20 protein-coding genes are annotated in these 23,356 nt (G+C 44.9%); 8 read left to right on the forward strand and 12 right to left on the reverse strand.

What is annotated here, in order from left to right; all coding sequences use genetic code 11:
* The gene (locus tag OH461_RS03615) at window positions 1–1,377 is read left to right on the forward strand and encodes a sensor histidine kinase (RefSeq protein WP_443088434.1); all 1,377 of its coding nucleotides are present in this window, start codon (window positions 1–3) and stop codon (window positions 1,375–1,377) included.
* On the opposite strand, the gene pilW is transcribed toward OH461_RS03615, so the two are convergent.
* Complete coding sequence (gene pilW / locus OH461_RS03620; protein WP_270019259.1) at window positions 1,369–2,085, reverse strand: type IV pilus biogenesis/stability protein PilW; 717 nt, start codon at window positions 2,083–2,085, stop codon at window positions 1,369–1,371. The two genes, OH461_RS03615 and pilW, sit on opposite strands and share 9 nt — an antisense overlap.
* Window positions 2,086–2,220: 135 nt before the next feature.
* Complete coding sequence (gene metA, locus OH461_RS03625; RefSeq protein ID WP_270019260.1) at window positions 2,221–3,162, reverse strand: homoserine O-acetyltransferase MetA; 942 nt, start codon at window positions 3,160–3,162, stop codon at window positions 2,221–2,223.
* Window positions 3,163–3,286: 124 nt separating this feature from the next.
* Here metA and OH461_RS03630 point away from each other — a divergent pair, with 124 nt between their 5' ends.
* Window positions 3,287–3,688, forward strand: coding sequence for an ATP-binding protein (locus OH461_RS03630; protein ID WP_270019261.1), 402 nt, complete (start codon window positions 3,287–3,289; stop codon window positions 3,686–3,688).
* Window positions 3,664–4,101: a DUF3859 domain-containing protein gene (locus tag OH461_RS03635; RefSeq protein WP_270019262.1), complete on the forward strand. Its 438-nt coding sequence runs from the start codon at window positions 3,664–3,666 to the stop codon at window positions 4,099–4,101. The genes OH461_RS03630 and OH461_RS03635 overlap by 25 nt, the downstream gene beginning before the upstream one ends.
* A 21-nt stretch (window positions 4,102–4,122) precedes the next feature.
* Here OH461_RS03635 and OH461_RS03640 read toward each other — a convergent pair whose 3' ends face one another.
* From OH461_RS03640 to OH461_RS03655, 4 genes are read right to left on the reverse strand one after another with little or no spacing between them, the layout of a single operon-like run.
* Window positions 4,123–5,265, reverse strand: coding sequence for an ABC transporter permease (locus OH461_RS03640; RefSeq protein ID WP_270019263.1), 1,143 nt, complete (start codon window positions 5,263–5,265; stop codon window positions 4,123–4,125).
* Complete coding sequence (locus OH461_RS03645; RefSeq protein WP_270019264.1) at window positions 5,262–6,404, reverse strand: ABC transporter permease; 1,143 nt, start codon at window positions 6,402–6,404, stop codon at window positions 5,262–5,264. Before OH461_RS03645 ends, OH461_RS03640 begins: the two co-directional genes overlap by 4 nt.
* Window positions 6,401–7,378 carry an HlyD family secretion protein gene (locus tag OH461_RS03650; RefSeq protein ID WP_270019265.1) on the reverse strand — a complete coding sequence of 326 codons (978 nt, stop codon included), beginning with the start codon at window positions 7,376–7,378 and terminating at the stop codon, window positions 6,401–6,403. Before OH461_RS03650 ends, OH461_RS03645 begins: the two co-directional genes overlap by 4 nt.
* Window positions 7,378–8,787, reverse strand: a complete 1,410-nt coding sequence (locus OH461_RS03655) for a TolC family protein (RefSeq protein ID WP_270019266.1) — start codon at window positions 8,785–8,787, stop codon at window positions 7,378–7,380. Before OH461_RS03655 ends, OH461_RS03650 begins: the two co-directional genes overlap by 1 nt.
* Before the next feature lie 306 nt (window positions 8,788–9,093).
* On the opposite strand from OH461_RS03655, the gene OH461_RS03660 reads away from it, so the two are divergent.
* Window positions 9,094–12,231 carry an HD domain-containing phosphohydrolase gene (locus OH461_RS03660; protein ID WP_270019267.1) on the forward strand — a complete coding sequence of 1,046 codons (3,138 nt, stop codon included), beginning with the start codon at window positions 9,094–9,096 and terminating at the stop codon, window positions 12,229–12,231.
* A 79-nt stretch (window positions 12,232–12,310) separates the two neighbouring features.
* Here OH461_RS03660 and OH461_RS03665 read toward each other — a convergent pair whose 3' ends face one another.
* Entirely contained in the window at window positions 12,311–13,126 is an 816-nt protein-coding gene (locus tag OH461_RS03665) for a hypothetical protein (protein WP_270019268.1), read from the reverse strand.
* 286 nt (window positions 13,127–13,412) lie between these two features.
* Between OH461_RS03665 and OH461_RS03670 the strand changes: the two genes are divergently transcribed.
* Together OH461_RS03670 and OH461_RS03675 are read left to right on the forward strand one after the other, a co-directional pair.
* Window positions 13,413–13,889: a GNAT family N-acetyltransferase gene (locus tag OH461_RS03670; protein WP_270019269.1), complete on the forward strand. Its 477-nt coding sequence runs from the start codon at window positions 13,413–13,415 to the stop codon at window positions 13,887–13,889.
* A gap of 72 nt (window positions 13,890–13,961) precedes the next feature.
* Entirely contained in the window at window positions 13,962–15,338 is a 1,377-nt protein-coding gene (locus OH461_RS03675; RefSeq protein WP_270019270.1) for an NUDIX hydrolase, read from the forward strand.
* Window positions 15,339–15,406: 68 nt separating this feature from the next.
* Here OH461_RS03675 and OH461_RS03680 read toward each other — a convergent pair whose 3' ends face one another.
* A complete protein-coding gene (locus tag OH461_RS03680; protein WP_270019271.1) occupies window positions 15,407–17,047 on the reverse strand; it encodes a methyl-accepting chemotaxis protein in 1,641 nt (546 codons plus the stop codon).
* Between the two features lie 315 nt (window positions 17,048–17,362).
* Between OH461_RS03680 and queE the strand changes: the two genes are divergently transcribed.
* Together queE and queC are read left to right on the forward strand one after the other, a co-directional pair.
* The gene (queE, locus tag OH461_RS03685; protein ID WP_270019272.1) at window positions 17,363–18,031 is read left to right on the forward strand and encodes a 7-carboxy-7-deazaguanine synthase QueE; all 669 of its coding nucleotides are present in this window, start codon (window positions 17,363–17,365) and stop codon (window positions 18,029–18,031) included.
* A gap of 13 nt (window positions 18,032–18,044) precedes the next feature.
* Window positions 18,045–18,743 carry a 7-cyano-7-deazaguanine synthase QueC gene (gene queC, locus OH461_RS03690; protein ID WP_270019273.1) on the forward strand — a complete coding sequence of 233 codons (699 nt, stop codon included), beginning with the start codon at window positions 18,045–18,047 and terminating at the stop codon, window positions 18,741–18,743.
* On the opposite strand, the gene OH461_RS03695 is transcribed toward queC, so the two are convergent.
* The 4 genes from OH461_RS03695 to OH461_RS03710 form a co-directional block, all read right to left on the reverse strand.
* Window positions 18,685–20,670 (reverse strand): GGDEF domain-containing protein, encoded by a 1,986-nt coding sequence (locus OH461_RS03695; protein WP_270019274.1) that lies wholly within the window; start codon window positions 20,668–20,670, stop codon window positions 18,685–18,687. The two genes, queC and OH461_RS03695, sit on opposite strands and share 59 nt — an antisense overlap.
* A 198-nt stretch (window positions 20,671–20,868) precedes the next feature.
* Window positions 20,869–21,222, reverse strand: a complete 354-nt coding sequence (locus OH461_RS03700) for a DUF2750 domain-containing protein (RefSeq protein WP_270019275.1) — start codon at window positions 21,220–21,222, stop codon at window positions 20,869–20,871.
* Window positions 21,223–21,325: 103 nt separating this feature from the next.
* On the reverse strand, window positions 21,326–21,928 hold the full coding sequence (locus OH461_RS03705) for an OmpA family protein (protein ID WP_270019276.1): 603 nt from the start codon (window positions 21,926–21,928) through the stop codon (window positions 21,326–21,328).
* A 1-nt stretch (window position 21,929) separates the two neighbouring features.
* Window positions 21,930–23,195, reverse strand: a complete 1,266-nt coding sequence (locus tag OH461_RS03710) for a TolC family outer membrane protein (RefSeq protein WP_270019855.1) — start codon at window positions 23,193–23,195, stop codon at window positions 21,930–21,932.
* Between the last annotated feature and the right edge of the window lie 161 nt (window positions 23,196–23,356).

Below are 23,356 nucleotides of genomic sequence, written 5' to 3' on the forward strand. Positions count from 1 at the left end.
GTGCTATTTCGTTGTCCCTCGTTTATTGAAAAACGCAAAGATGGCTTAGCATTCAACTTATTCAGCTACATGTCGCTGGTGGTTTTATCGATTTTATTGCTTCAAGGCATCACTGAAAAAGCGCTAGTTCGCACCACCTTAATGTTGCCTGATAGCGTTAAAGCAGAAATGCGAGATTTGGCTCATCAAGCTAATGTGTTGATAGAAGCGGGGGATATGGATGAGCTTGCCGATTGGGAGCGAGCACAGCCTTTCTATCTGTTTGTACTTGATAGCGACAAACAACCACTGACCCACCGTAAAATGCATCCTCATTTTGAGTTTAAGCTGCGTTTTTTGCGTAAGCTCGATGACTTAATGAATGATAGGGTCAACAAGCCTCTGATCGGCCAACCTTTGATTGGTGAAAACTTGCTGGTTATTCAGTTACCTAGTGAGTTACATCCAGCACACCTATTTCTGAATTATCTGATGGTAAGCAAGTTCGTGATTGCTTTTGCCATCATGGGACTGTTTTCGTTGATCATTGCTCGCCAGTTGCAGAAGCCACTCGATCGTTTACGTGAAGCCAGCCACCGAGTTGCAATGGGTGACTTTGACGTTAACGTGGTATCAGAGCTGCAATCCAATACCCGTGAATTTAATGAGCTAGCACAAGACTTCGATAACATGAGTCAGCAAATTCATTCCCTTGCGAATAAGCAAAAGCAGCTTATCCGGGATGTCTCTCATGAGTTAAGAACGCCTTTGGCTAGACAAAACTTAGCGCTTCATTTGCTTAAGTATAAAGTTGAACCAAGTGACATTCATTTGGTTGAACGCGCAGAGCGAGAAGTGGAAGTGATGGACAGCTTGATTGATGAGATCCTCACGTACAGCCGTTTAGAAAACGCCCGTTATGAAGTCGAGATGGCAGAGCTCAATTTGCAAGAGTGTATTGATGGCGTTATCGCACAGAGCCGTCCTGCACTTAAGCCAAACCAGACGTTGCTGTCCAATTTGAATGAATTTCTTCCCCATGCCTTGGCTGACCAAAGGTTAGTGGCGCGCTGCGTACAAAACTTGATTACCAATTCCATTAAATATGCCGGGAGTGATGCCCGCATTGACGTTAAAACCATGCAGCGATCGTATCGCGACCAAACCTATTTGGTGATTGCGGTGGAAGATAACGGTAAAGGTATTGATGAAGACAAGCTTAAAGAGATCTTTATGCCATTTGCTCGTTTAGACACTGCGCGCGATAAACAGTCTGGTGGTTACGGGCTAGGGCTTGCGATTGTTAAAGAGTCAATGAAACTGATGGACGGTCACGTGTACGCGTACAACAAGCCGCAAGGCGGCCTGTGTATCGAACTATTGTTTCAGCTAGCTTAGGTTGTCTAGCTGATCTTGGTATTTTTGCTTCATACCTTGGTTACCAGCCTTATCTTCCAGCTCAACCATTAAACGTAGCGCATCTTTTTTGAGGCCATAGCTCTGGGTGAACTGCATCAAGCGAATCCGAGCGTTGATTAAATCACCTTCTTCAATTTCCAGCTTGGCCAAGTTAAGCGTCGAACGATAGCGCATCGGTTGATGGTCTAACGCGCGTTTGAAATACTCGATAGATTGCTCTCGGTTGCCTGCTTTTAATGCACAAAAGGCGGCATTTTCGTAGCTGCCAGAAATGAGGTAGTAGTATGGCTGAGAGATTGCACGATTAAAGAACGCATCCGCTTGCTCATATTCCCCTTTTTTGCACAAATAAGTACCGTAGTTGTTGAGAACATTCCCGTTGCGTGGGTGGTGAGAAAGTGCGCGTTTGTACAAACCTTCGGCAGCCTCGTCTTCACCTACTTTCTCGTAGTAATGCGCCATAGAGAGTTGGGCGCGGTAAAAAGTCGGGTCGTGATTGAGTGCGATTTGAAGATTTTCTCGTGCTTTGATCATATTGCCTTGCTCAAGATACCCCATACCTAATGCAAGACGAGCTTCAGCGCGCTCTTGTGGCTCTGATTGAATTTCGGTTTTGGTCGTTTCGGTTACGCTTACGCAGGCAGTTAAAGAGAGTGTGGTCAATGCAATGACGCTTAACTTGAGCATGAAAGTCTCCACGGAAAATTTATCTCAAGTATAGGGTTTACGATATGTGCGACGGGAGTGAGTTATTGAACTGATGCGATCAAAGCGACAGCATCAAATGTAAGAAAGGGCTATTCGACATAGCCCTGAGAGTGACTAATCATCTTTAGTGAAGTTATCTTCGCTGAAGTGTTCCAAGTCGAATGGTGTTTGTTGATAAACGCAGTAGTTCAACCAGTTAGCGAACAATAAGTGGCCGTGGCTCCGCCAGCTCGCACGAGGGGCGTTGTCGGGGTTGTTATTCGGATAATAGTTGACTGGAATAATCGGCTCCATGCCTTCGCCTAAGTCACGAACGTACTCATTGTGAAGCGTATGGGCGTCGTATTCAGGGTGACCAGTAACAAATACATTTCGCTTATCTTTTGTCGCTGCAAGGTACACGCCGGCAACATCCGATGTTGCGAGAATATCTAGGTCAGTATGTTCTGCGAGATACTCTGATGAAAAATCGGCGTAACGCGAGTGCGGAGCTAAAAATTCATCGTCAAAACCACGAAGGATTGGATTGAACGGGTCATGGGTTTGATGTTTATAAACCCCTGAAAGCTTCTCTTTGCGAGTACGCTTGGGTAAGTCGTACAACAGCTTTAAACCCGCTTGCGCGGCCCAACAAACGTAAAGTGTTGAGGTCACGTGGTCTTTGGCCCAATTCATGATGTTTTGTAGATGCTCCCAATAGATAACATCTTCAAATTGCACTAAACCAAGTGGCGCACCCGTGATGATCATACCATCGAAGTTGCGCTCTTTTACCATCTCAAATTGGCGGTAAAAGTTGTCTAAATGCTCCGTTGGCGTGTTTTTACTTGGTCGGTTATCGATGCGTAACAACTCAATATCCACTTGCAGCGGACTATTGGACAGCAAACGTAGAAATTGAGTTTCCGTCTCAATTTTCTTCGGCATAAGATTGAGGATCAGTACCTTAAGCGGACGAATCCCTTGAGTGGATGCGCGAGTCTCAGACATCACGAAGATGTTTTCGGTGCGCAACACGTCTGATGCAGGTAGTTGATCGGGGATCTTAATTGGCACAGCTTTCTCCCTAAAGCGTATTTCTAGACGTCTATACATCTAAACTTACAATAATCATTATGAGATGTCGATAACAAATTTCAGTATACTAACCGCTTGAAGATACCGAGGATTAAAGCCTGTAGTGAAAAAGAAACCAACATTAACGCTTATTCGCGGTATTCCGGGTTCAGGGAAAAGTACAGCGGCAAAGCGCATAGATGCACATCACTTTGAAGCGGATATGTTCTTTGTGACAGAGCAAGGTGAATATCAGTTTGACCCGCTAAAACTTAAGCAAGCCCATGCTTGGTGTTTCGAGCAAACTCAGTTGGCCTTACAACAGGGCGAGGATGTGGTGGTATCGAATACGTTTGTACGTCGTTGGGAAATCATGCCTTATTTTCGGTTAGCCAAACAGCTGAATGTGACGTTTCAAGTACGGGTATGCAGCGGCGAATTTGGCAGTATTCATGGCGTAGAGCCCGCAACCATTAATAATATGAAGGCAAGGTGGCAAACATGGCAAAACGAACGCCAATTGTAGAGATGACCTCGTATGGCATCTATGACAAGTGGGATTCTCGCGCTAAAGCGCTACCCAAAATTCAACAATTTACGACAACGGTCAGTGCGGATGAAAACGTAGAGTTTGGCTTTATTGTCAACATCAAACGAGCGAAAGGGAAGGTGATCCAGTTTGTGATTGATCACCCAGGAGTGATTGGCAAAAAAGGACAATTGCTTGCCCCTTTTGATGGTGAACTGCACGTTGGAAGCAATGATTGGGATTTTTACCTAGGTGATACCATACAATTACTCTGTCCCATTGATGGCTTAGAATCCAACTACGGCCCTTGGCGTATGTCTATTGAACTGGATGGAAAAGTCATTGCAGAAAAGACCTTCCAAGTCGTCGCTCGAGACGAAGGCCGATTTTGGAAACAGCGCGGCTTCTAAATCGACCTCTTATTTTATTGATTACTCAACCAGAGCGCTGAGTTTTTCTTTGCGATAACTTAGCGCCGCAATCATTACCCATACGATGGCTTGTAACCATAACTGAGTGTAGCCAACTTTGATTTGCCCCCACTCTGCACCCATTTGATTGAGCGCTAAAAAGCTTTGAATAGCAGGCGTGCTCGGGAACAAATTCGAAATGAACACAATTGGGTAGGGGATCGCTTCTATTGGCCAAATAAAACCGGCGCTAAAAATGAGAGGCATAGAGCTGATCAGCACAATCAAAGTAACCAGTTCTCGGCGCGGGACGATTGACGCTAGCCATATGCCAATTGCGCTCGAGGCAATCAAAAATGGCAGCAATAACGTAAGTAACTCAGTCGCATGGGCTAATTGGCTAATGCCATGTTGGCTAAAGCTTGCGCCAAAGTAGTACATGCTCAGTAGGTAATAGATCGCTGTTAAAATACTTATACGTACTAGCAGTAATTGGCGAGTAGAAACCGAAGACCAATAGCCCTTACCGTATTTTTGCGTTCCGCCCATCAGCCCTGCAGCCATTGCCAGAGTTTGCTGTAAGATCAACACGAACACCGCTGGTACGACGTAATCCACGTAACCCATTCTCGGGTTAAAAGTAGGCTTCAGGTTGAGTTTGGTGGCAGTATATTGCTGTGCTGCTTGAGATAAAGGAGTGCCTTCAATCACAAGTTTACTGACTGTAGTTTGCGCCGCTAGCGTTCCGCCCGCTTGAGCTAAACCCTCAACAATTGTGCCGTAGACCAAGAAGTAAGAGGCATCGCCCGCGTAGGCTAACTTAGGGCTTTTACCGAGCAAAAGATCCTTATAGAAATGCTCAGGAATCACCAAAATTCCACTGATATCTCCCGCAAGGAAGGCTTGCTTCGCACTTTCTATCGTATAGTCACGTTGAACGACAGCCACTTGCGGCGTGGCATCGACCATACGCTCAAGTTTGTAACTGGTTTGGCTTCCATCAAGGTTAACCACACTTATCTGTTGTTCGCGTGGTGTTTGATGGCTGTAAGGCATTGGATAGAGGAACGAGTAAAACAGTACGCCACCAAATACGGTTAAGACCACCACTGGATTGGTGAATAGCGCTTTGAGCTCAGATTTTATTAGCTGAATGAAGGTCATACCAAGGGTTCTTTGCGTAAGTGTTTTTGAATTAATGCCATACATAGCAGCATGGGGAATAGGTAACCGAGCATTGGCAAAAGCTGAACCAGTGCATGATGCGCTGATGCGCCATAACTTACTTGACCAACCTGTAGCTCAATATAGTGGCTAATAGGCAGTAAGCTACGCCAAAATTGGGCGAAGCCGTTCATATCGGTTACCGGGAAAGTAATGCCCATGAAAGCAAAGCTCGGGGCGGTAAATGCGCCAGCAAAACTCATGGCTCTTGCGGCATCAAGGGTCATAAAAAAGAAAAAGCTGCCCATGATGACGCAGGCGAGGGTGGTGACCACGATTCCTATGGTAAGCCACGCTAAGCTGCCATTGATAGGCCAATCGAACCCTTGATAGAACCAAACTAAGAAAGCGAACCCTTGTAAGGCAAACACAGGCAAGTACGGCGCTAAAGTGATGACCAATCGTCGATAAGGTTGCTTACCTAACCAATTGGTTAAGCCGCGTTGACGTAAGTTTGCTGCCAGGATAAGAATCGTCGATACCACCACGGTAATTTGCCATAGCGCAGGGATAACGGCTGAGACCAAAAACTGGGCGTAGTCACTATTTAGGTTGAACAGCGGGGTAATTTGGCTGCGAATGGGTACTGCCTTGGCCATCGCGGATGAAAGGGTTTGATTGCCATGACTTAGTTGTGAAAAAGTCGATATCTGGGCATTGAAAGTCGCTTGAGATTGCAAAAATGCAGAGTTGAGTAGCTTACCGATCAAGATGGCTTGGCTGTTGTAAAAAACACTGACTTGGGGCGCTAATTGTTTAAGCACATCTTGCTCAAAGTTGGCAGGGATGATGGCATAAGCGTAAATATCCCCTTCAACCAGCGCGTTTTTGGCTTGCTCAATACTCTGATATGAGGCTGTCACCGCCATCGTAGGGCTCGCGTCGTAGTAGCGGATCAAGGTTTGCGACAACGCGCTGGGCGCAAGGTTAACCACGCCAACAGGCAGGTTACGGGCAATACCTTGCGAGAATATTGCCCAAATCGAAACACTGAGTAGGATTGGTACCCAAGTTAGGCACGACAATAACCATTTGTCGCGCCTTAAAATGTTCCACTGTGAATCGTTGCTGAAGGTCATTGAATTTCAACCGCTAAACTCATGCCCATGCGTAACTCAGGTTGTGGCTGAGTCGGACGCGCTTCAACTTCAAACGTTCTTAGGTCAAAGCCTTGAGAAGCATCGGTTGAACGCCATGTGGCGAAATCACCCATTACGGCGATGTGATTCACTTTAAATTCGATCGACTTATCTAGCGCGGGTAAGTAAGCGTTAAACACGCTGCTTTTACTAAAGTGCTTCAACCAATCTTCTCGAACATTAAATACAGCCCAAGAATCTTGCGTGTCCACCACGGTCACAACAGGGAAGCCTTGTGGCGCGAGCTCGCCACTTTGCAGCAATACTTGCGACACTTCGCCGTTAAACCAGCTTTTAATTTGCGTATCTGCGGCGTAGGCTTCGACCTCTGCTACCGCACCAGCTGCCATCAACGCTTTTTGTGCAGCGGCGAGTTTGGTTTCATCACGCGCGCCTTCTTTGGCCATCTGATACATCTGGTAAGCGGCGCTTTGAGTGTATTTTGCTGCTTGCCATTGGGTTTTCGCTTCATCACGTTTCTGTTCGGCAACCACACCATCTTTATACAGATTGTTTACGCGTAAGTAGGTTTTTTCTAGCAGGTTGGCGGCGGCTTTGGCTTTTTGCCATTGGTCTTTCGCTGCTTGGATTTGCTGAGCACGAGCGCCTTTTTCAGCTTCTTTCGCTAAAGCGTCAGCTGCTTTTTCTCCGGCTTTCGCTTGCTCTAGCTTAGCTTCAATTTCTGGGCTGTGAAGCGTAAAAATGAGCTGGTCTTTTGTTACGATGTCACCTTTTCTCACCAGAACTTGGTCAATTCGGCCAGCAACCTTAGAGGATATGCTGTACTGCTGAGATTCGATTTGGCCTTGCAAACGAACTGGCTTGGGTTGATATGCTTGATAGAAGCTGTATCCAACCCATGAAGTAATAGCGATTGCGGTGGCTGAAAGTAACAGTTTTTTAGCGTGTTTCATTATTGTTCCTTACCGCTTTGGGTTGTCATCGCTTTGTGCTGGTATTGAGGGAAAGTGTCCATTTGGCTTGAAAGTGCAAGCAGTCTGGAAAGTGAGATGAGATAGTTAAAACTTGCCGCTGAGCGTTGGGTTTGAATACTGGCTAAGTAGAGCTGAGCATCAACAACGTCCGTCGAGGTTGAAAGCCCTTGAGAGAAGGCTTTTTGTCTCAAGCTAAGGTTCTCTTTTGCTAAGCGTAAGCTAGATTCCAAACCGATGGTTTCTTCTTGTGCTTGCTGTGCTTCTAAATACGTTTTTTGTACCAGTACCGCAAGGTCTTGCTTAGCTTGGGCTTTAAGGTATTTTACTTGGCTAACAGCACTGTGCGCTGCTTTAAGTTGCTCACTTCTGCCCGTTGATTCAATCAATGGAATATTCACGCCAACGCCCACCATCCAATCGGGTTTCATTTGCGCAGCAAGCGAGTCATCTTCATGCAAGCTGTAATCACCGTACAAATAGACCTCAGGGTAGAACTTGCCTTTTTCCGCCTTAATTAAGCTATGCGCTTGTTTCTCTTTGGCATCTAACAGTGAAAGCCCCGGGTAGGTTGTTAGAGTCTGATCAACGAAGGTGCTTAGTGCAGGAAGGTGCTGGTTGATAAATAGCGTGTCTCTTGGCTCTACTGGCTGAGATTGGTTAAGAACTTGGGTTAGAGCCGCTTGTGCAATCTCTAAGTTCTTTTGCGCTTTTTTAGTTTCAACTTTGGCTTTGTCTAGCGCAGCTTCTGCTTGCAAACGTTCTACGCGAGCAATTTGTCCTTGCTGCTCTAACTTGAGGGCGTTGTCTCTGTGTTTGGTTAAACCGCTCTCCACAAGCGTGCGGGTATGTACCACTTCTTTTGCAAGCAAAACACTGAAATAGTATTGGCTTAAATCCTCATAGCGAGCTTGAGTCTCCATTGCTAACTCACTGTGCGCTTGCTCTGTTTTGCCTTGGGCGGCAGATTGAGCCGCGTTGATTCGACCACCCGTGAAGATGGGCCAAATCGCACGAATGGATGAGGTAAAAAGGTCGCGCTCGGTAATGGTGGAGGTGGTAGAACCTAGTGCCGCAAGAATAGGTGAAAGCTGCGGAGGAAGCGCGGGCAGATGAGCCCCTGTACTGTCGAATAGCTGCTCGCCCGATACTGTCACGTCTTGGTCTAGTCTGGTGTAGTTCGCGCCAATGGATAGCTGAGGTAAATCAAGGTTGTCAGTTGCATTTTCTAAATGCTGGTAACGTTCGACGTTAGCTCGCTGCGCGGCGAGCGAGTTGTTGTCTTGTTGCAACAGTTGCCATGCTTCATCAAAGCTGATTTGCGCAGCATGCGTTGTTGGTATCCATAGACCTAAACAACTGACTAATAGTGAGAGTTTACGCAGTTTCATAGCGCGATTCTTATTGATTGCAAAGTTAGAGTATAAACTCTAAAAATATTGCTGACAATGACACTGAGATTTCAGCAAAAAGTGTTATATGACACTTTTGTTACAATTGGTATTAAGTTTTAGGAGATGTTGTGTTGAACTTTTGTGCATACGGTTCAATACTGAATTAGTTCTATAGTTATGAATATGGTCTGATATGGATGTGTAGGCCAAAGATGTATCACTAGCTCGGAAAATATAAAAAATAACAGCGAGTTTAGTGCAATAAAGAACCTCCCGAAAAGATGCCAAAGGAGGGCATAGTTGATGACCCAAACGTCAAGTTCGGCTCGAAAGTTTTCTATTCGCTTTACTGTCGGTAGCATGTTTATATTCGCTACTGTATTAACCGCCACCTTCGCGATCAGTTTGCAATACTATTTTGGTCGCCAAATGTCTGAAGAGCATGTGCTATCGAAGTTAACGATGGCCAGTGCTGAGATCAGTGAGTACATTCAGCAAATTGAAGTGAATGCGACAAGCAGCGCCCGTATATTGCGTAGCGTTTCTGTTGCCGCAGGGCATCAGTTTAGTGAGGAAGATATACGTGATATTTTTGTTCAAGTGCTCTCCGATAATCCACTTTTTTATAGCCTATATTACGGCAATGAATTTGAAGACTTTTATCAGATAATCAATTTGGAATCGTCGCCCATTGTGCGCGAGCGGATTATGGCATCCGAGCAAGATCGTTGGGTGATCATAAAAATAAAGAGCGAGCGAGGAGAACGAATTCGCACCACGGAATACTTTACCGACTCGTTTGAGCGTACCCGCGTGACTTCCGAAAGTAGCAATTATTATCCTACTCAGCGGCCTTGGTTTTCTTCCGCCGACGAATCTGAAGTCTTTAAAACCGAACCTTACCTATTCAAACACCTTAAGATCACCGGACAAACCTATTCAACCCGCAGTAATAATATAGTGATTGGGGTTGATATCGTTCTCTCTTCTGTCAGCTCAAAAATCAGTTCTGAAGCGTTGGGCATCGATGAAAATACAGGCATCGAAGCATTCTTGTTTACACAAAGTGGTGAAGTGATTGCATCCAATCAACCTCAGCAGGCGCAAATTAAGATCCCGCGCTCAGAGCCTCTCGAATTGTCTGCTGATCAACGAGCCTTAATCGACGCGCTTCCGCCGTTAAAAGTATCGAACCAAAATGCATGGGGGCCTTACGATTTTGCCAACGCAGGAGAGCCTCAGGGTTATTCGATCGAGCTGTTAGAAGTCGTGAGTAAGATGACCGGAATAACGTTTGAGTTTGTGAACGGCTTTAGTTCGCAGCAGTTGGTGAAGCGTTTTGAAAATGGCGAACTTGACGTTATTCATTCGGCAACCAGTTTAACCAATGGTCACTCCGCTGATCGGGTAAGGCTTTATTCTGCACCTTTGGGTGTGAGTGCTTTAGCTAAACATGAACTGCCAGTCAGTGGGCTCGAACTGCGAAAATACAAAGTAGCGGTGGTCAGAGGGCGGGGCGTTGAGACGCTGCTGCATCAGCTGTATCCATCGACGAACATTGTTGGTGTCGATTCATTTGAGCAAGCCAGTGAAGCATTGCTCAGTGGTAAGGTTCGTTATGTTGTCGACGGCTATTTAAGCTTGGCAGAAATGCGCGGGGTAAGTAACAGTGATGCGTTTTCAGTCGGCAAATTGATTGATTTAGAAACCGTCCCATTTTACCTGTTTGTTCAACCTCAATATGCCCAAGTGGTTCCTATTATCCGCGAGGCTTTGCAAAAAGTGACGCCGTTGCAACATAAGGCATTGCAGAGTAAATGGTTAGACCAAAATGTCTCCCGTGGCGGTTTTGTTCCTTATTCAGACCTTTATCAAATGGCGCAAAACAATGCTCAGCACAACCGTGTCATTCAATTGGGAAATAATGAGCAGTTCTTTTATGTTACGCCTGTTTCAAGCAGTGGTTCGCGTGAATACTTCGCGGTTGTCATCCCAAGCGAGGTGATCACTCATCAAGTGATCGCTAGGTTGATGAAGTCCGTCGGTTTTACTGTGTTGGTTATGATGGTGTTTCTGCCGGTAGCGTGGTTATTTGGCTCGCCAATTGTTAGGCCAATTACCCGTTTGCGAGGGGAAACACTGAAAATTAAACAGCGCCGTTTTAAAGCGGTGACGGGGGTTGAATCTCGGATCAAAGAAGTGCACGAACTGTCTGTTTCAATGCGCGAGATGGTGCAAGAAATTGAGCGTCATCAGCAAGAGCGTGAAGCATTCGTCGAAGCGTTTATCCGTCTAATTGCGCAAGCGATCGATGATAAGTCGCCTTATACCGCGGGTCACTGTAATCGTGTTCCAGAGCTAGGGATGATGTTGGCGCAAATCGCTGAAGATTCAAACGATAGCAAGTTCAAAGATTTCCGCTTCGCCAATGATGATGAACGAAGGGAGTTTAGAATTGCAGCGTGGCTACATGATTGCGGTAAGATTACCACGCCAGAGCATGTGGTAGATAAAGGCACTAAGTTAGAGGCGAACTACAATCGGATTCATGAGATTCGCACGCGCTTTGAAGTGTTGTGGCGTGATGCCGAAATCGAATATTTGCGTAGTGTGATGCATGGTGACGTTGATAAGGCGCAAGCGTTTGAAACATGGCACCAAAAACAGGCTCAATTGCAGCAAGACTTTGAGTTTATAGCCAACGCCAATATCGGTGGCGAGTTTATGAGCGACGACAAAGTTGAGCGAATTAAACACATTGCGAGTCAAACATGGATGCGTCACTTTGATAATCGACTTGGGTTATCACCGTGTGAGGAACTGACCCGAGTGCCAAATCAAGGTCCATTACCGATTGAAGAGTCTCTGCTATCTGATAGGCCTGAACACATCATTCATCGCGTGAGACCAATGGAGTTTGACCCGAACCATGGCATTAAAATGGATGTGCCAGAGCATCAATACAATTATGGAGAAATCTACAACTTGTCGATTTCTCGAGGCACATTAACCGCTGAAGACAGGTTCAAAATCAATGAGCACATGATCAGTGGCATCAAGATGCTTGAAGCGTTGCCTTTCCCGCCTGAACTGTCTCGAGTTCCGCGTTATGCTTCTACTCACCATGAAACCCTCGATGGTAAAGGTTATCCGCGTAAATTGACCGCGGAGCAATTGTCCATTCCCGAGAGGATATTGGTTATTGCGGATGTGTTTGAAGCGCTCACCGCGGCAGATAGACCATATAAAAAGGCCAAGCCACTCAGTGTTGCGATTGATATTTTGCACCACATGGCGAATGACAACCACATAGACAAAGATTTGTTCCAGCTGTTCTTAACCAGTGGAGGCTTTAAGAAGTACGCGGATAAGTACCTACCGCCAGAGCAGATTGATGAGGTTGACGTGAGTAAGTACGTCAATACGCCAGTTTCTGCTTAAACTGGTATTTAGAATATGCAAAAGGAGCTCGATGAGCTCCTTTGTTTTTTTAAGCAAGTTAACAACGGGTGGCTGGCGACTAACGGCTGTCTACCATCAGTAACTTGGCGTGCTCGTAGGCGTATTGCATTGCTGTTATCTCATTGCTTTGCGCTAAGAGTTCTTCAACTGTAGGTAGTGCTACGAAGAAAATCAGTGGAGAGCGGTGCATTGGCTGCCAAGTAGATGCCGCATTGGACTTTTTGTGTACGTTCAAATTGACTGTGAGCACGAGATTGTTTGGGCTCAAGGTACTGCTATTAAACTGCCCCAATGTATGAACCGCGCCCCAAAGGCTTTCTAGTGATTTCTCTGCGCCACTTTTTAGGAACAGATCCATTTCCATATCTTGGTTTGAATTCAGTGACTGTATCGTCAAACGTTGTTCAAATCTTGCGCCTTTATGAAAAGGCAGATAGTTGAGGCCGTTAGCGGCCATCTCGTTGCTTGGCGGACATATTTGGACAGAGTCTTTACTCTGCTGGCTTGCATATAGTTCGCAGCTAAAGCTTTTCACCAGTTTTTCTACTGATTGATGAAACTGCGGTGTCGCGAGATCGTCAAAGCTTAGGACGGACGCTTGCTCGAGTTCAGGAAACAGTGAATCCAGCTGCTGATTAATTTCGTTAGTTTCATTCAGTGGTAACCAACGATTATCAGTAATCGCACTGCGAACAACATTATAACTTTCGATCAGAACGTCTCCGTCTGATGTGTATGTTGCGTATTTGATGGGTGGATAAGTGAGATGAGATGCGTCGGTTTCTGGATTCGATGAACATCCTGTTGCTAAAAGTAGTGCGCCTGTGGTGATGGCGATTAAAGCTCGACGAGTAAAAGTATTGCAGCGTTCCATGTTTTTTACGAAGTTCGAAAATGAAGTTGGCTTCATGCTAGACCGACCAGCAAGGATTGTCAGCTAGTGCGTGTAATTCCTGCGTCTCAAGCGCACACTTTTGCCTATTCTTTGATTAAATTGCGTGCAGTTGTAGCATTGAGATAAATGATCGCGGTTCGCTGTTTCGCATCTTTGATGAGATATTGCTGCCGACTTTGAATGTAGCGCGAAAAAAACGTCTCAATCTATTGATTGTGCGAGCGTGACCACTCAAACTAATGCTTTATTTCACACGCTAGTTACCATGCCAGTACCATTAATTCATCCCGCCCATTGTAATGATTTGGAAATGCTCAATGATCTGATGTACGAGTTGCATCATGAGCATCATCTTCAAGCGCCCGACAGCTTCAAAACGGCAGAGGAGATTGAGCAGGAAAAAAGCATCGCGCGATATTTGGATAATCCCGATTGTTTGGTGTTCGTCGCTAAAGTTAGTGATGAGATTGTCGGTTTTATTACTGGCCATTTTTGTGAGTTGATATCGACGGTCAGTCAACCAGTGCAAATGGGCAGTGTTGATGAGCTGTATATTAGCCCCAAGTTTCGTGGCCAAGGTATCGCAAGCGCGTTATACCAAACGTTAGAACAGCGCTTTTGCGAATATGGAGTTAAAGAGGTGTTCGTGGAAGTTTGGCACTTTAATCAGGGTGCGTGTGAGTTTTATTTTGATAGTGGCTTTAGCCATCATATTCATTGGTTAAGAAAGCCGATTGCTTAATCAAAACAATCAGTCAGTGAGAAGAGTATTTTGCTAGGTCGAATTATATTTAGCTTTTGGGTTTGCTTGTTGATGGCGCTGCCATTACAGGCTGAAACAGGGATAAAGGGCGCGGTTTGTATAATAAAGGCCGATAATCGTTTGGTGATGGTGGATGAAATTCTTACCCAAAGAAGCTCATTACCCGCAGGCACTATCGATGGCGTAGAAACTCCGCAAGAGACGGCGCAGCGTGAAGCGTGGGAAGAAACTGGGCTGGTGGTCACGGTGGGTGACGAATTGGCGCGCAACGAAAAGGCGGTATTTTACGATTGTATTTCGGATTCCGATATCATCGCGTTCAGTCGTCAAGATAACCAAGGTTCGCACCCTCTGCCGATCTGGTTTGCTCCTCATTATGGTGTAGAAACATCCGCAGCAAGACTTATCGCACCTGAGTCAGTTGATGTTGGCGCTTATCGCTATCCTCAGCAGTGGGATACCGTTGTCGATGCGTTTCAGCAGGCAACGAACCAATCTGTTAAGTACGCGGATAATTTAGTCGAGGCAGCCCCAAGCTTTAATCGACTGGAACTCTCTTGGTTAATGACTTTGCAAATGAGCGTAAACCAACTGCCTTCCAATTTGGCAGCGTTCGTTGAGACGGTCATTTTCGCTGGGCTCGAATTGACATCGCCATGGCTGTTGATTGTTGTCATGCCGATTGTCTATGCTCAATTTGGCCGAGCGTTTAGCCTAAAGCTGATGTTCACGCTCTCGGTTGCGATGATAATGGCTCTGGTTGCACAACAAGGTGTGCAATTACCTGCGCCTCATGTTTATTTATCGAGTTTAAACCAAAGTGCTCAAGCTGGGTTCAGTTTACCTAACGTGACCCTCGCCGTTTGGGTGGTTGTTTTTACGGTGTTGAAGCAAAAACTGAATTGGGGCTGGGGGCGCAATACGGGCCTATCGTTATTATTAATACTTTGGCTGAGCGTGGCTGAATTTTACAGCGGAAGTGCATTTTTGGTGGATTTAATGGCGGGTGGCGTATTGGGATGGTTATGTGCTTGGCATATTGTCCGAGTCGAACAAGATCCTAAGGTCAACTTCAGTTTAACAGAGAGCAAAGGCGCATGGGCGTTATTGGTGTTAGTTGGGGGTATTGTGCTTATGCTTTGGCCAACGCCAACCTTCCTTTATTTGGCTGCGACATTAACAAGTTTGTTTTTCGCTTCTCGTCTTATTCCTAACGAGCACAAGCTGCAAAAAGGGCGCTTGATAGTGACTTTGGCGGTGCTACTTTTAGTCAATCTAATGTTCTCTTTACTTCACGGGTACACCAGTGACAGCAATATGCATTCATTGATTCTTGAGGCGTTAAGATGGCCAGTAATTGTATTGTTGTTCTGCGCATTGATTATGGTTAAAAACGGGCAAGGTTTGCAGTCTAAAGCATCGAATTAAGAAAGTAAGTTACGTATTCAAATAAAAAGGCCTAGCATTCGCTAGGCCTTCTGTTATTGCTTTTATGATCAGCATTTAAATTGAGACACTAAGTGATCCAAGTGACTGCACTGAGTGTTTAGCTCGGCGATTTTATCTTCTGCCTGCTGAGCGATGTTCACAACGTTTGAACTGTTACCCGCGATACGAACGATGTTTTCAGTGACTTCTTCACTGACGCTGTTTTGTTGATTTGCAGCGGTAGCGATGTGGGTATTCATATCATTCATTTGCGAAATAGCGGTCAAAATGGCCTGTAACGATTGACTTGCTTGGCCCGCAGATTCAATCGTGTTCGCGCTACTTATTTGGCTTGATTCCATCACACTAACGGCTTGCTGAGCGCCTTGCTGAAGCTTCTCAATCATAGTGTGGATTTCACCAGTACTTTGCTGCGTGCGGCTGGCTAGCGAGCGAACTTCATCTGCTACCACAGCAAAGCCACGACCTTGCTCTCCCGCGCGAGCGGCTTCGATGGCTGCATTCAACGCAAGTAGGTTAGTTTGCTCTGCAATACCTTTAATCACGTCAAGTACAGAGGCAATGTTACCAACATCTGAATCAAGGTTGTGAACGACGGTACTTGCATTTTCGATATCGCTAGCAAGGGCACGAATAGAGTTAACAGTGGCATCCAACGTGTCATTCGCGGATTGAACTTCAAGGTTCGCACTCTGGCTTGCGTTTGCCGCTTCACTTGCGTTATCACTAACCACTTGGCTTGTTGCCTGCATTTCATTGACCGCTGCCGACACCATTTCACTTTCTTGTTGTTGTTGCGCTGTCTGGCTCGCAATAGTTTGAGAGATAGTCGTGATGGCATTAAGTTCGTTGCGCACGGCTGCGTTTGTTGAAACCACTTGCTGAATAGTCGACCGAATTTTGGCGACAAATTGGTTAAAGCCTTGTGCTAGTTGGCCAATCTCGTCATTCGATTCTGATTGGATAGTTTGATTAAGGTCACCATCGCCTGCTGCAATGTCGTGCATTGCTGATTTGATGTGTTCAATAGGACGAACAATGGCACGGATAAGGATAAAGCAAGTGGCCAGCGCAAGTAAGATGACGATTATCGTACCCGCTTGCAGAGCGAGTTCGGCAGTGCTAGATGCTTGTTCGATCTCTTTATGAATCACGGTTCGCTGTTCTTCAATTTGATCTTTAATGACGTTGAGCTGTTTTCGAACAGCGACAAACTGATCGGCATATAGCTGTTTGTTATTTTGGTATTGGCTTTGCCATTGCGATTGTGGCGAGTTTACTAGTTGCTCGTAGCTGGTTAGCCATTGATTTGCCAGTTCGACAAGCTTGCTCACTTCTTTACGTTGGCTTTCAGGGATAACTCCTGCGTCAACAACAGCAATGGTTTTTTCTAGGCGGGGAATCGCCTTGTATGCGTTATCTTCATATTCAAAGCGATTGTATTCGATGGCCTCGGCGTTGTCCTCTGCCAAGATAAGACCTTGGATAGCTGATGTGGCTTGGTAAAGATCCCGATACGCATCTTCAATAGTAAACAAAGTTGGTAGGACAACTTGTTGGAGCGTGTTATCCAGCTTTGTTTGTTTATGCGATGTAACAATGTTAATCACTGAGCTCGTAGCAAATAGAGCTATGATGCCAAATAGTGGCAAAGTTATCTTTTGTTTGACTGATAAGTTGCGAAGCATTTTTATGTACCTAATTTTATATGTTTGCATACGCATCTTAACTATTTAAGTTTCAATAATCTTCATAAAAACAATCATTTATGAACAAAAAGTCCAACTCGAGATGATAAAAATAATTAATAGTCGTTAGTCTTTGAAGTTGCTCGCAATTTTTCTGTATAACGATTGTTATGTGGTGCAGTAGTGTGGTGGGAACGGTTCTATATAGTTTGAGACAAAGTGGTTGCTGCGATTGATGAGGTTGATCTTGCAAGCACACTCCTTTAAGGTCTCGCCCCTAAGTGGATTTACAAGACAAGTAAGTAGAGAAGTACCTTGTATAAAATTAACGAAATGTTTGAGACGATTCAGGGAGAGGGCGTGTTTACTGGTGTTCCATCAGTGTTTGTTCGCCTGCAAGAGTGCCCTGTGGGTTGTGCTTGGTGCGACACTAAGCAAACTTGGGATGCGACGCCTCAAGACGAACGCCCTTTGGAAGAAGTATTGGCTAAAACGTCTGATTCTCCTACTTGGTGCAGTGTAAGCGCACAAGATATCGTCGAGCAATATCGTCAAAAAGGCTACAGTGCAAAACACATTGTGATCACCGGCGGTGAGCCTTGTATTTATGACCTTGTTCCACTAACTCAAGCATTTGAAGCCATTGGTTGCCGTTGCCAAATCGAGACAAGTGGAACATCACCGGTGGTTGCAAGCGACGATACTTGGGTGACGGTGTCACCTAAAGTGGCTATGAAGGGTAAGCTACCTGTACTAGATAGTGCATTGCTACGCGCCGATGAAATTAAGCACCCAGTAGGTTCGAGTAAAGATATCGAACAACTAGATGAGCTAATTGCACGAGCGGGCGTTGGTGAAAAAACGCAGATAGCGCTGCAACCCATTAGCCAAAAGCCTCGAGCTACTCAGTTGTGTATTGAAACGTGCATCGCTCGAAACTGGCGTTTGTCTATTCAAACTCACAAATACCTAGATATTGCCTAAAAGGAATAAAGTAATGAATAAAGCAGTCGTGGTTTTTAGTGGTGGTCAAGATTCCACCACATGTCTTGTTCAAGCTCTTAAAGAGTATGATGAAGTTCATGCCATTACTTTTGACTACGGTCAGCGCCACAAGCTTGAGATTGAAGTTGCGCAAAGTTTAGCGAAAGAACTGGGTGTTGTTGCTCATAAAGTCATGGATGTTGGCTTGCTTAACGAACTGGCGATTAGTTCGCTGACTCGTGATGACATCGAAGTCTCACATGAATTGCAAGAGAATGGCCTACCAAACTCATTTGTGCCTGGACGCAATATTTTGTTTCTTACCTTAGCGGGTATCTACGCTTATCAAATAGGCGCAAATACTGTGATTACAGGGGTGTGTGAGACAGACTTCTCTGGTTACCCTGATTGCCGCCATGACTTTGTTAAAGCAATGAATAATGCTTTGGTGCAAGGCATGGATAAAGCGCTAGAAATTAAAACGCCGTTAATGTGGCTGAACAAAGCGGAAACATGGGCTATGGCCGATCAGTACCAATCGCTCGACCTTGTCCGAGAGAAAACACTGACTTGCTATAACGGTATCATTGGTGATGGTTGTGGCGATTGCCCATCTTGCGATCTTCGCAAGATAGGCTTATCAGATTACTTGGCTAATCGTTCGCAGGTGATGGCTGAACTGGAACGTAAGCAGACGTCGACAGATAGATAGGTTCGTTGTACGCATCAATAATACAGTTCTTACCATTCTGTTTCGCTTGATAGAGAGCTTGATCTAGAATGGAGTAGAGCTCATCGAAGTCACTAAGCGCTCGCGAGGTCGCTAAAAATGAAAAACTGGCGGTAACGGTTAGTGACTTTCTATTCTCTGCTTTAAACATGGTGTTTGCGATTGCTTGGTGCATACGTTCAACACGCTCACGAATATCGAGTTCATCCACTTCTTTTAGCAATACGACAAACTCTTCACCACCCAGCCTTCCAAGAATATCCCCGTTCGATAACTGACTTTTAATGATTTTGGTGACGTGTCTCAAAGCTCTATCGCCAGTTGGGTGACCATAGGCGTCGTTGATACTCTTAAAGTCATCTAAATCAAGCAGCAAAATAACGTGTTTATAGTCTGGGTTATTCAAAGCAGACTGACGTTTGATCTCGCGAATAGAGGCCGCTCTATTGAGAGCACCAGTGAGTTCACACTGTTCCACTTTGGCTTTTTCTACGCGGCGATAGTGGAAAAAGAAACCTTGTAACAGGATGAGTAGAGCAATCGCTAGTAAATAATGCTCATTGTACTTTTCAGCTTTTAGCAGTTGTTGAGTGAGTGAGTCTTTTTCAGCAGTCAGATTAGAGATTTCTAACTGGGTGAGGTAACTGCGACGTGCGGTATCAAGCGCAACAAAAGCATTATTGTTTTCTTTGTTACGTTTAATCAGTTCTGCATGAGAATATTCGCGGTAATAGTCGAGCGCTTTATTGAATTCGCCTTTTGCTTCGGCGATCTCTGCTAACTCTTTCAAACCTTGGCTTTTTAATCGCTCACTGCCAATTGACTGGGCGAGGTTTTGCACCTCTAGCGCATACTTTTCTGCGGTGTCGTAGTTGTTTTGGATTTGATAAGCGTCCGACAGTGTTAGATATATTTCACCCATTAACTGGGCGTTTTCTTGTTTGGTCGCACTTTCCAATGCGCTCAGTAGGTATTTGTTGCCTTGCTCGTATTGTTTTAACGCTATATGGGCATTACCTAAACCTAACTCTGCATAGGTTTGTCCGTACAGATGATTATACTTTTTGACGATTAACTTCGATTGCATAAAGTGAGTAATCGCAAGTTCGTATTCTTTTTCCGCCAATAAAATCTTACCCATACTGTGATGGGATTGTGCGAGTTTTAGTGGTGACATGTTATCACTGCGAATTTTCAATGCATGGGAGATGTACTCTTTCGCTTGGTCATAGTTACCCAAGGTTGAGAGTAACAAACCGGCGTCGTTGTAAATACCAGATGAATCCTCGTAGTGAGGAATAATAGATAACAGTTCTTGATAGGTAGCCAGTGAGGCAGGGTAGTTACCGATGAATTCTTGGTTGTTAGCGATGACTCGTAAGGCCATGTGTTTTGGCAGTACGGGATTTTTCGCATCTCTGATATGAGTGTTGAGCGATGAGCAATAGGTATTTGCCTGCAAGTACTGCGCTTGGCGGTTTAAAAGTCGACATAAATGGTACTCAAATAGAATTTTTCCATCCAGTGAATCCATATTATCGGCGTATTGAAGTAGTGCCAGATAGTTTTTTCTTGCGGGAAGAAAATCTAGCTTCTCTTCACTGTTTAAGGCACTAACAAATCGTTCTTCAAGTGCGGAGTAGTTCTGGTCGAAATTAATTGCAGTACCATAAAACGGCTGACCGTGTAAGGTCATAAAGCCATGCAGTTTTCCGCTGATGTACAGTTTTTCTATTCCGGGTTGTAGGGCGTTATAGCGATCTTGTAGTAATGATAAAGCCCGAACTTCATCATCCTTGAGAGCATTAGCATAGGTTTCTTCCCACAACGCTCGTTCAGTCTGAGCTGCGGTATTAAATGCGAGCAGTAGGGAAGATAAACTCAAAAGTTTGGCCAGTTGACGTTTCATCGTTATTCGTTGTTTTCTTTATGAAACGCCAAGTTTACGGGAGGTTAGTTCGCGGAACAACGTGTTGATTTATGATTGGATTAATCAATAGATGCAATTGTGAGTAAGCTCCCACTCGTAAGAGAATGAAATTGAGTATTTCTTTTACGGCACAAAAAAACGCCGCGATGCGGCGTTTTTACAAAAGAGTCAGTACGATTAAAGGTACATCTTAGCCAAATCTGCTGGCTCAACTTCTTTACCTTCTAGCGAAGCATTCCAGTTAGTACCAACTAGGACACCATCTTCAGCAAGAGTCAGTAGCCAATCTTCAACAAAAATGTCCAGTGGGATTTCTAGAACTTCGAAATCAGCCCACTCTTCAACGTTGTGTGTTTGTGCATCTTCTTTTGAAGACCAGAATGGCATTACTTCGCTGTTTTCAAACTCCGTCGAATCACAAGAAAGCCAGCCCTCTTCGTTATTTCTTAGGCCCCAAACAAGTTGGTTTTCTTTAGTTTCAGCAACAAAAAGTGCTAGGTTTGCTTCGATATCAGCCGTTAGTTTGCTCATCTCTTTTCTCTCTTAAACAGGACAGCTTAAGAGTAACACTCACATGGATGGGTTACCAACAAAAAAGGGAGCTTGCGCTCCCTAGATGATACTGATTTTGGGGTTACTTTGGGTGTTTAGTGAATATTGTCCACTCTTCTTTTACGTTACCCTTGTGACCCACTACTTTTGCCACCACTTTACGGTTTTTAGCATGACTGATTTCGTCGTCGCCAAGTTCAGTTAAATTGGTTTCACCATACCCAACGATGGTAACGCGAGAGCTCGCGATGCCATATGATTCGAGAAGTTGTTCAACGGTTTCAGCGCGGCGCTTAGAGAGTTCTAGATTGTACTGATCTGAACCAACGGCACTGGCATAGCCTTGAATCTCTATCGCTGTTTCAGGATAACGGTCTAAGAAATCTGCCATCTGTTTAATCTGACCAACAAAGAAAGATTGAACTTCACTCGAGTCGTTGTTGAAAAGAATATGCAGGCCAGATTCTTCCCAAGAACTGACAATTGTCCCGCATCCATCATTGTCGACTTCGGCAAAGCTTGGTGTGTCGAAACATAAATCACGGGCATTGATTACGCCGTCATTGTCTTCGTCTTGTAAGTCAGCGACTTGTTGAGCATTTGGCGTAACTTTATATTGATATTCGTCTGCATGAGCGTGGGCGCTAAGTGCAATGATGGATAGAGAAATTAGCTGTTTAATCATATTAATACTCGACCGCTTGGTTCCATTCTTTCGGTGTATCGACACGCAGTGCATTCATCAGGCCACCAGTGGCATTCAGTACGCGATATTTGGCGTATTGCTCATCATATTTTGCATCTAGGTAGCCTTTGCGCGCTTCAAATAGCTCGTTTTCGGTGTTGAGCAAATCCAATAAGGTGCGTTTGCCGATTTTAAATTGCTTTTCGTATGCAATAACGGTTTCTGAGGCTGAGTCAACGTGATCGGCAAGGAAGTCTTTTTGTTGCACGGTAAGATCGAGTGCGCTCCAAGAAAGGCGCAGACCTTCTTCTACGGCTTGGAATGTGCGATCTCTAAAGTCCTTCGCTTTATTGAGTTGGTAGGCAGCACTCTCTGTTCGATCGGCATCTGCACCGCCATTAAATAGGTTGTAGCGTAAGCGTACCATGGCGGTAAACTCATCGCTGCTCCCTTCAATGCCACCAGCGTCATCACGCCATGTTTGTGCGGCTTCGACTGAAATCGTTGGGTAATTTGCCCCTTTGCTCTGATCGTACTGAAATCTTGCTGAATCGACATCGACTTGAGCAATTTTAATGACCGGGTGATTGTCATTCGCTTCCACTATAGCGTCATCCAATGTGAGCGGGATGGCATTTTGGTCCGCGCGGGGAAATATTAATCCTTGAGGCGCTTGGCCAACGATACGTGTAAATTGAGTATGCACGTCAATGAGGTTATTTTGCGCAGCAATAAGGTTGCCGTGAGCCTTAGCAAGGCGAGCTTCTACTTGCGATAAATCCGCAGTAGAGCCAATACCGGATTCAACCCGACGTTTAATATCGTGATGAATCTTTTTGTGAACCGCAAGGTTAGCTTCTGATAGCGATAACACTTCGTGCGCTTTAGTGGCATCCAAATAAATTCGAGACACTTCTAATGCCATATCTGACGCGTCGGAGACCAGTTGATAACGAACGGATTCAGCATCTGCTGCAGTTCTGTCCATGTCGTTGACCGTAGCAAAACCATCCCAAATTAATTGAGTCAGGCTTAATGTTGCTTCTTTACGAGTTAGGTCATTTTCGATCCCAGAGGCAAGATCGACATTTTCGTAGCCAATCCCTGCATCAAGATCAATTTTGGGTAGGTAAGCGCCGCCTGATGCCTCAGCATCATAAACTTTGCTCATAAATTCATTATAAGCGGCTTTGATTTCAGGGTTATTGGAAATAGTTAATGCCACGGCTTGCTCTAAAGTTTGGCTATATGCACCAAAGCTAGTCATCATTAATAAGCTGAGTGTGCTGAACTTTCGTAAATTCACTTTATTCTCCTCAAAGTGCTTTGCGCGAGGGATACTACGTAAAATTGGTTCTCATTAATGAGATCTATCCTTCTATTTGGGCTTAAATTAACATTAGATTTAATAAATGGCCAATTGAAATA

This window comes from Vibrio sp. LaRot3 (assembly GCF_027587025.1).
Taxonomy (GTDB): Bacteria; Pseudomonadota; Gammaproteobacteria; order Enterobacterales; family Vibrionaceae; genus Vibrio.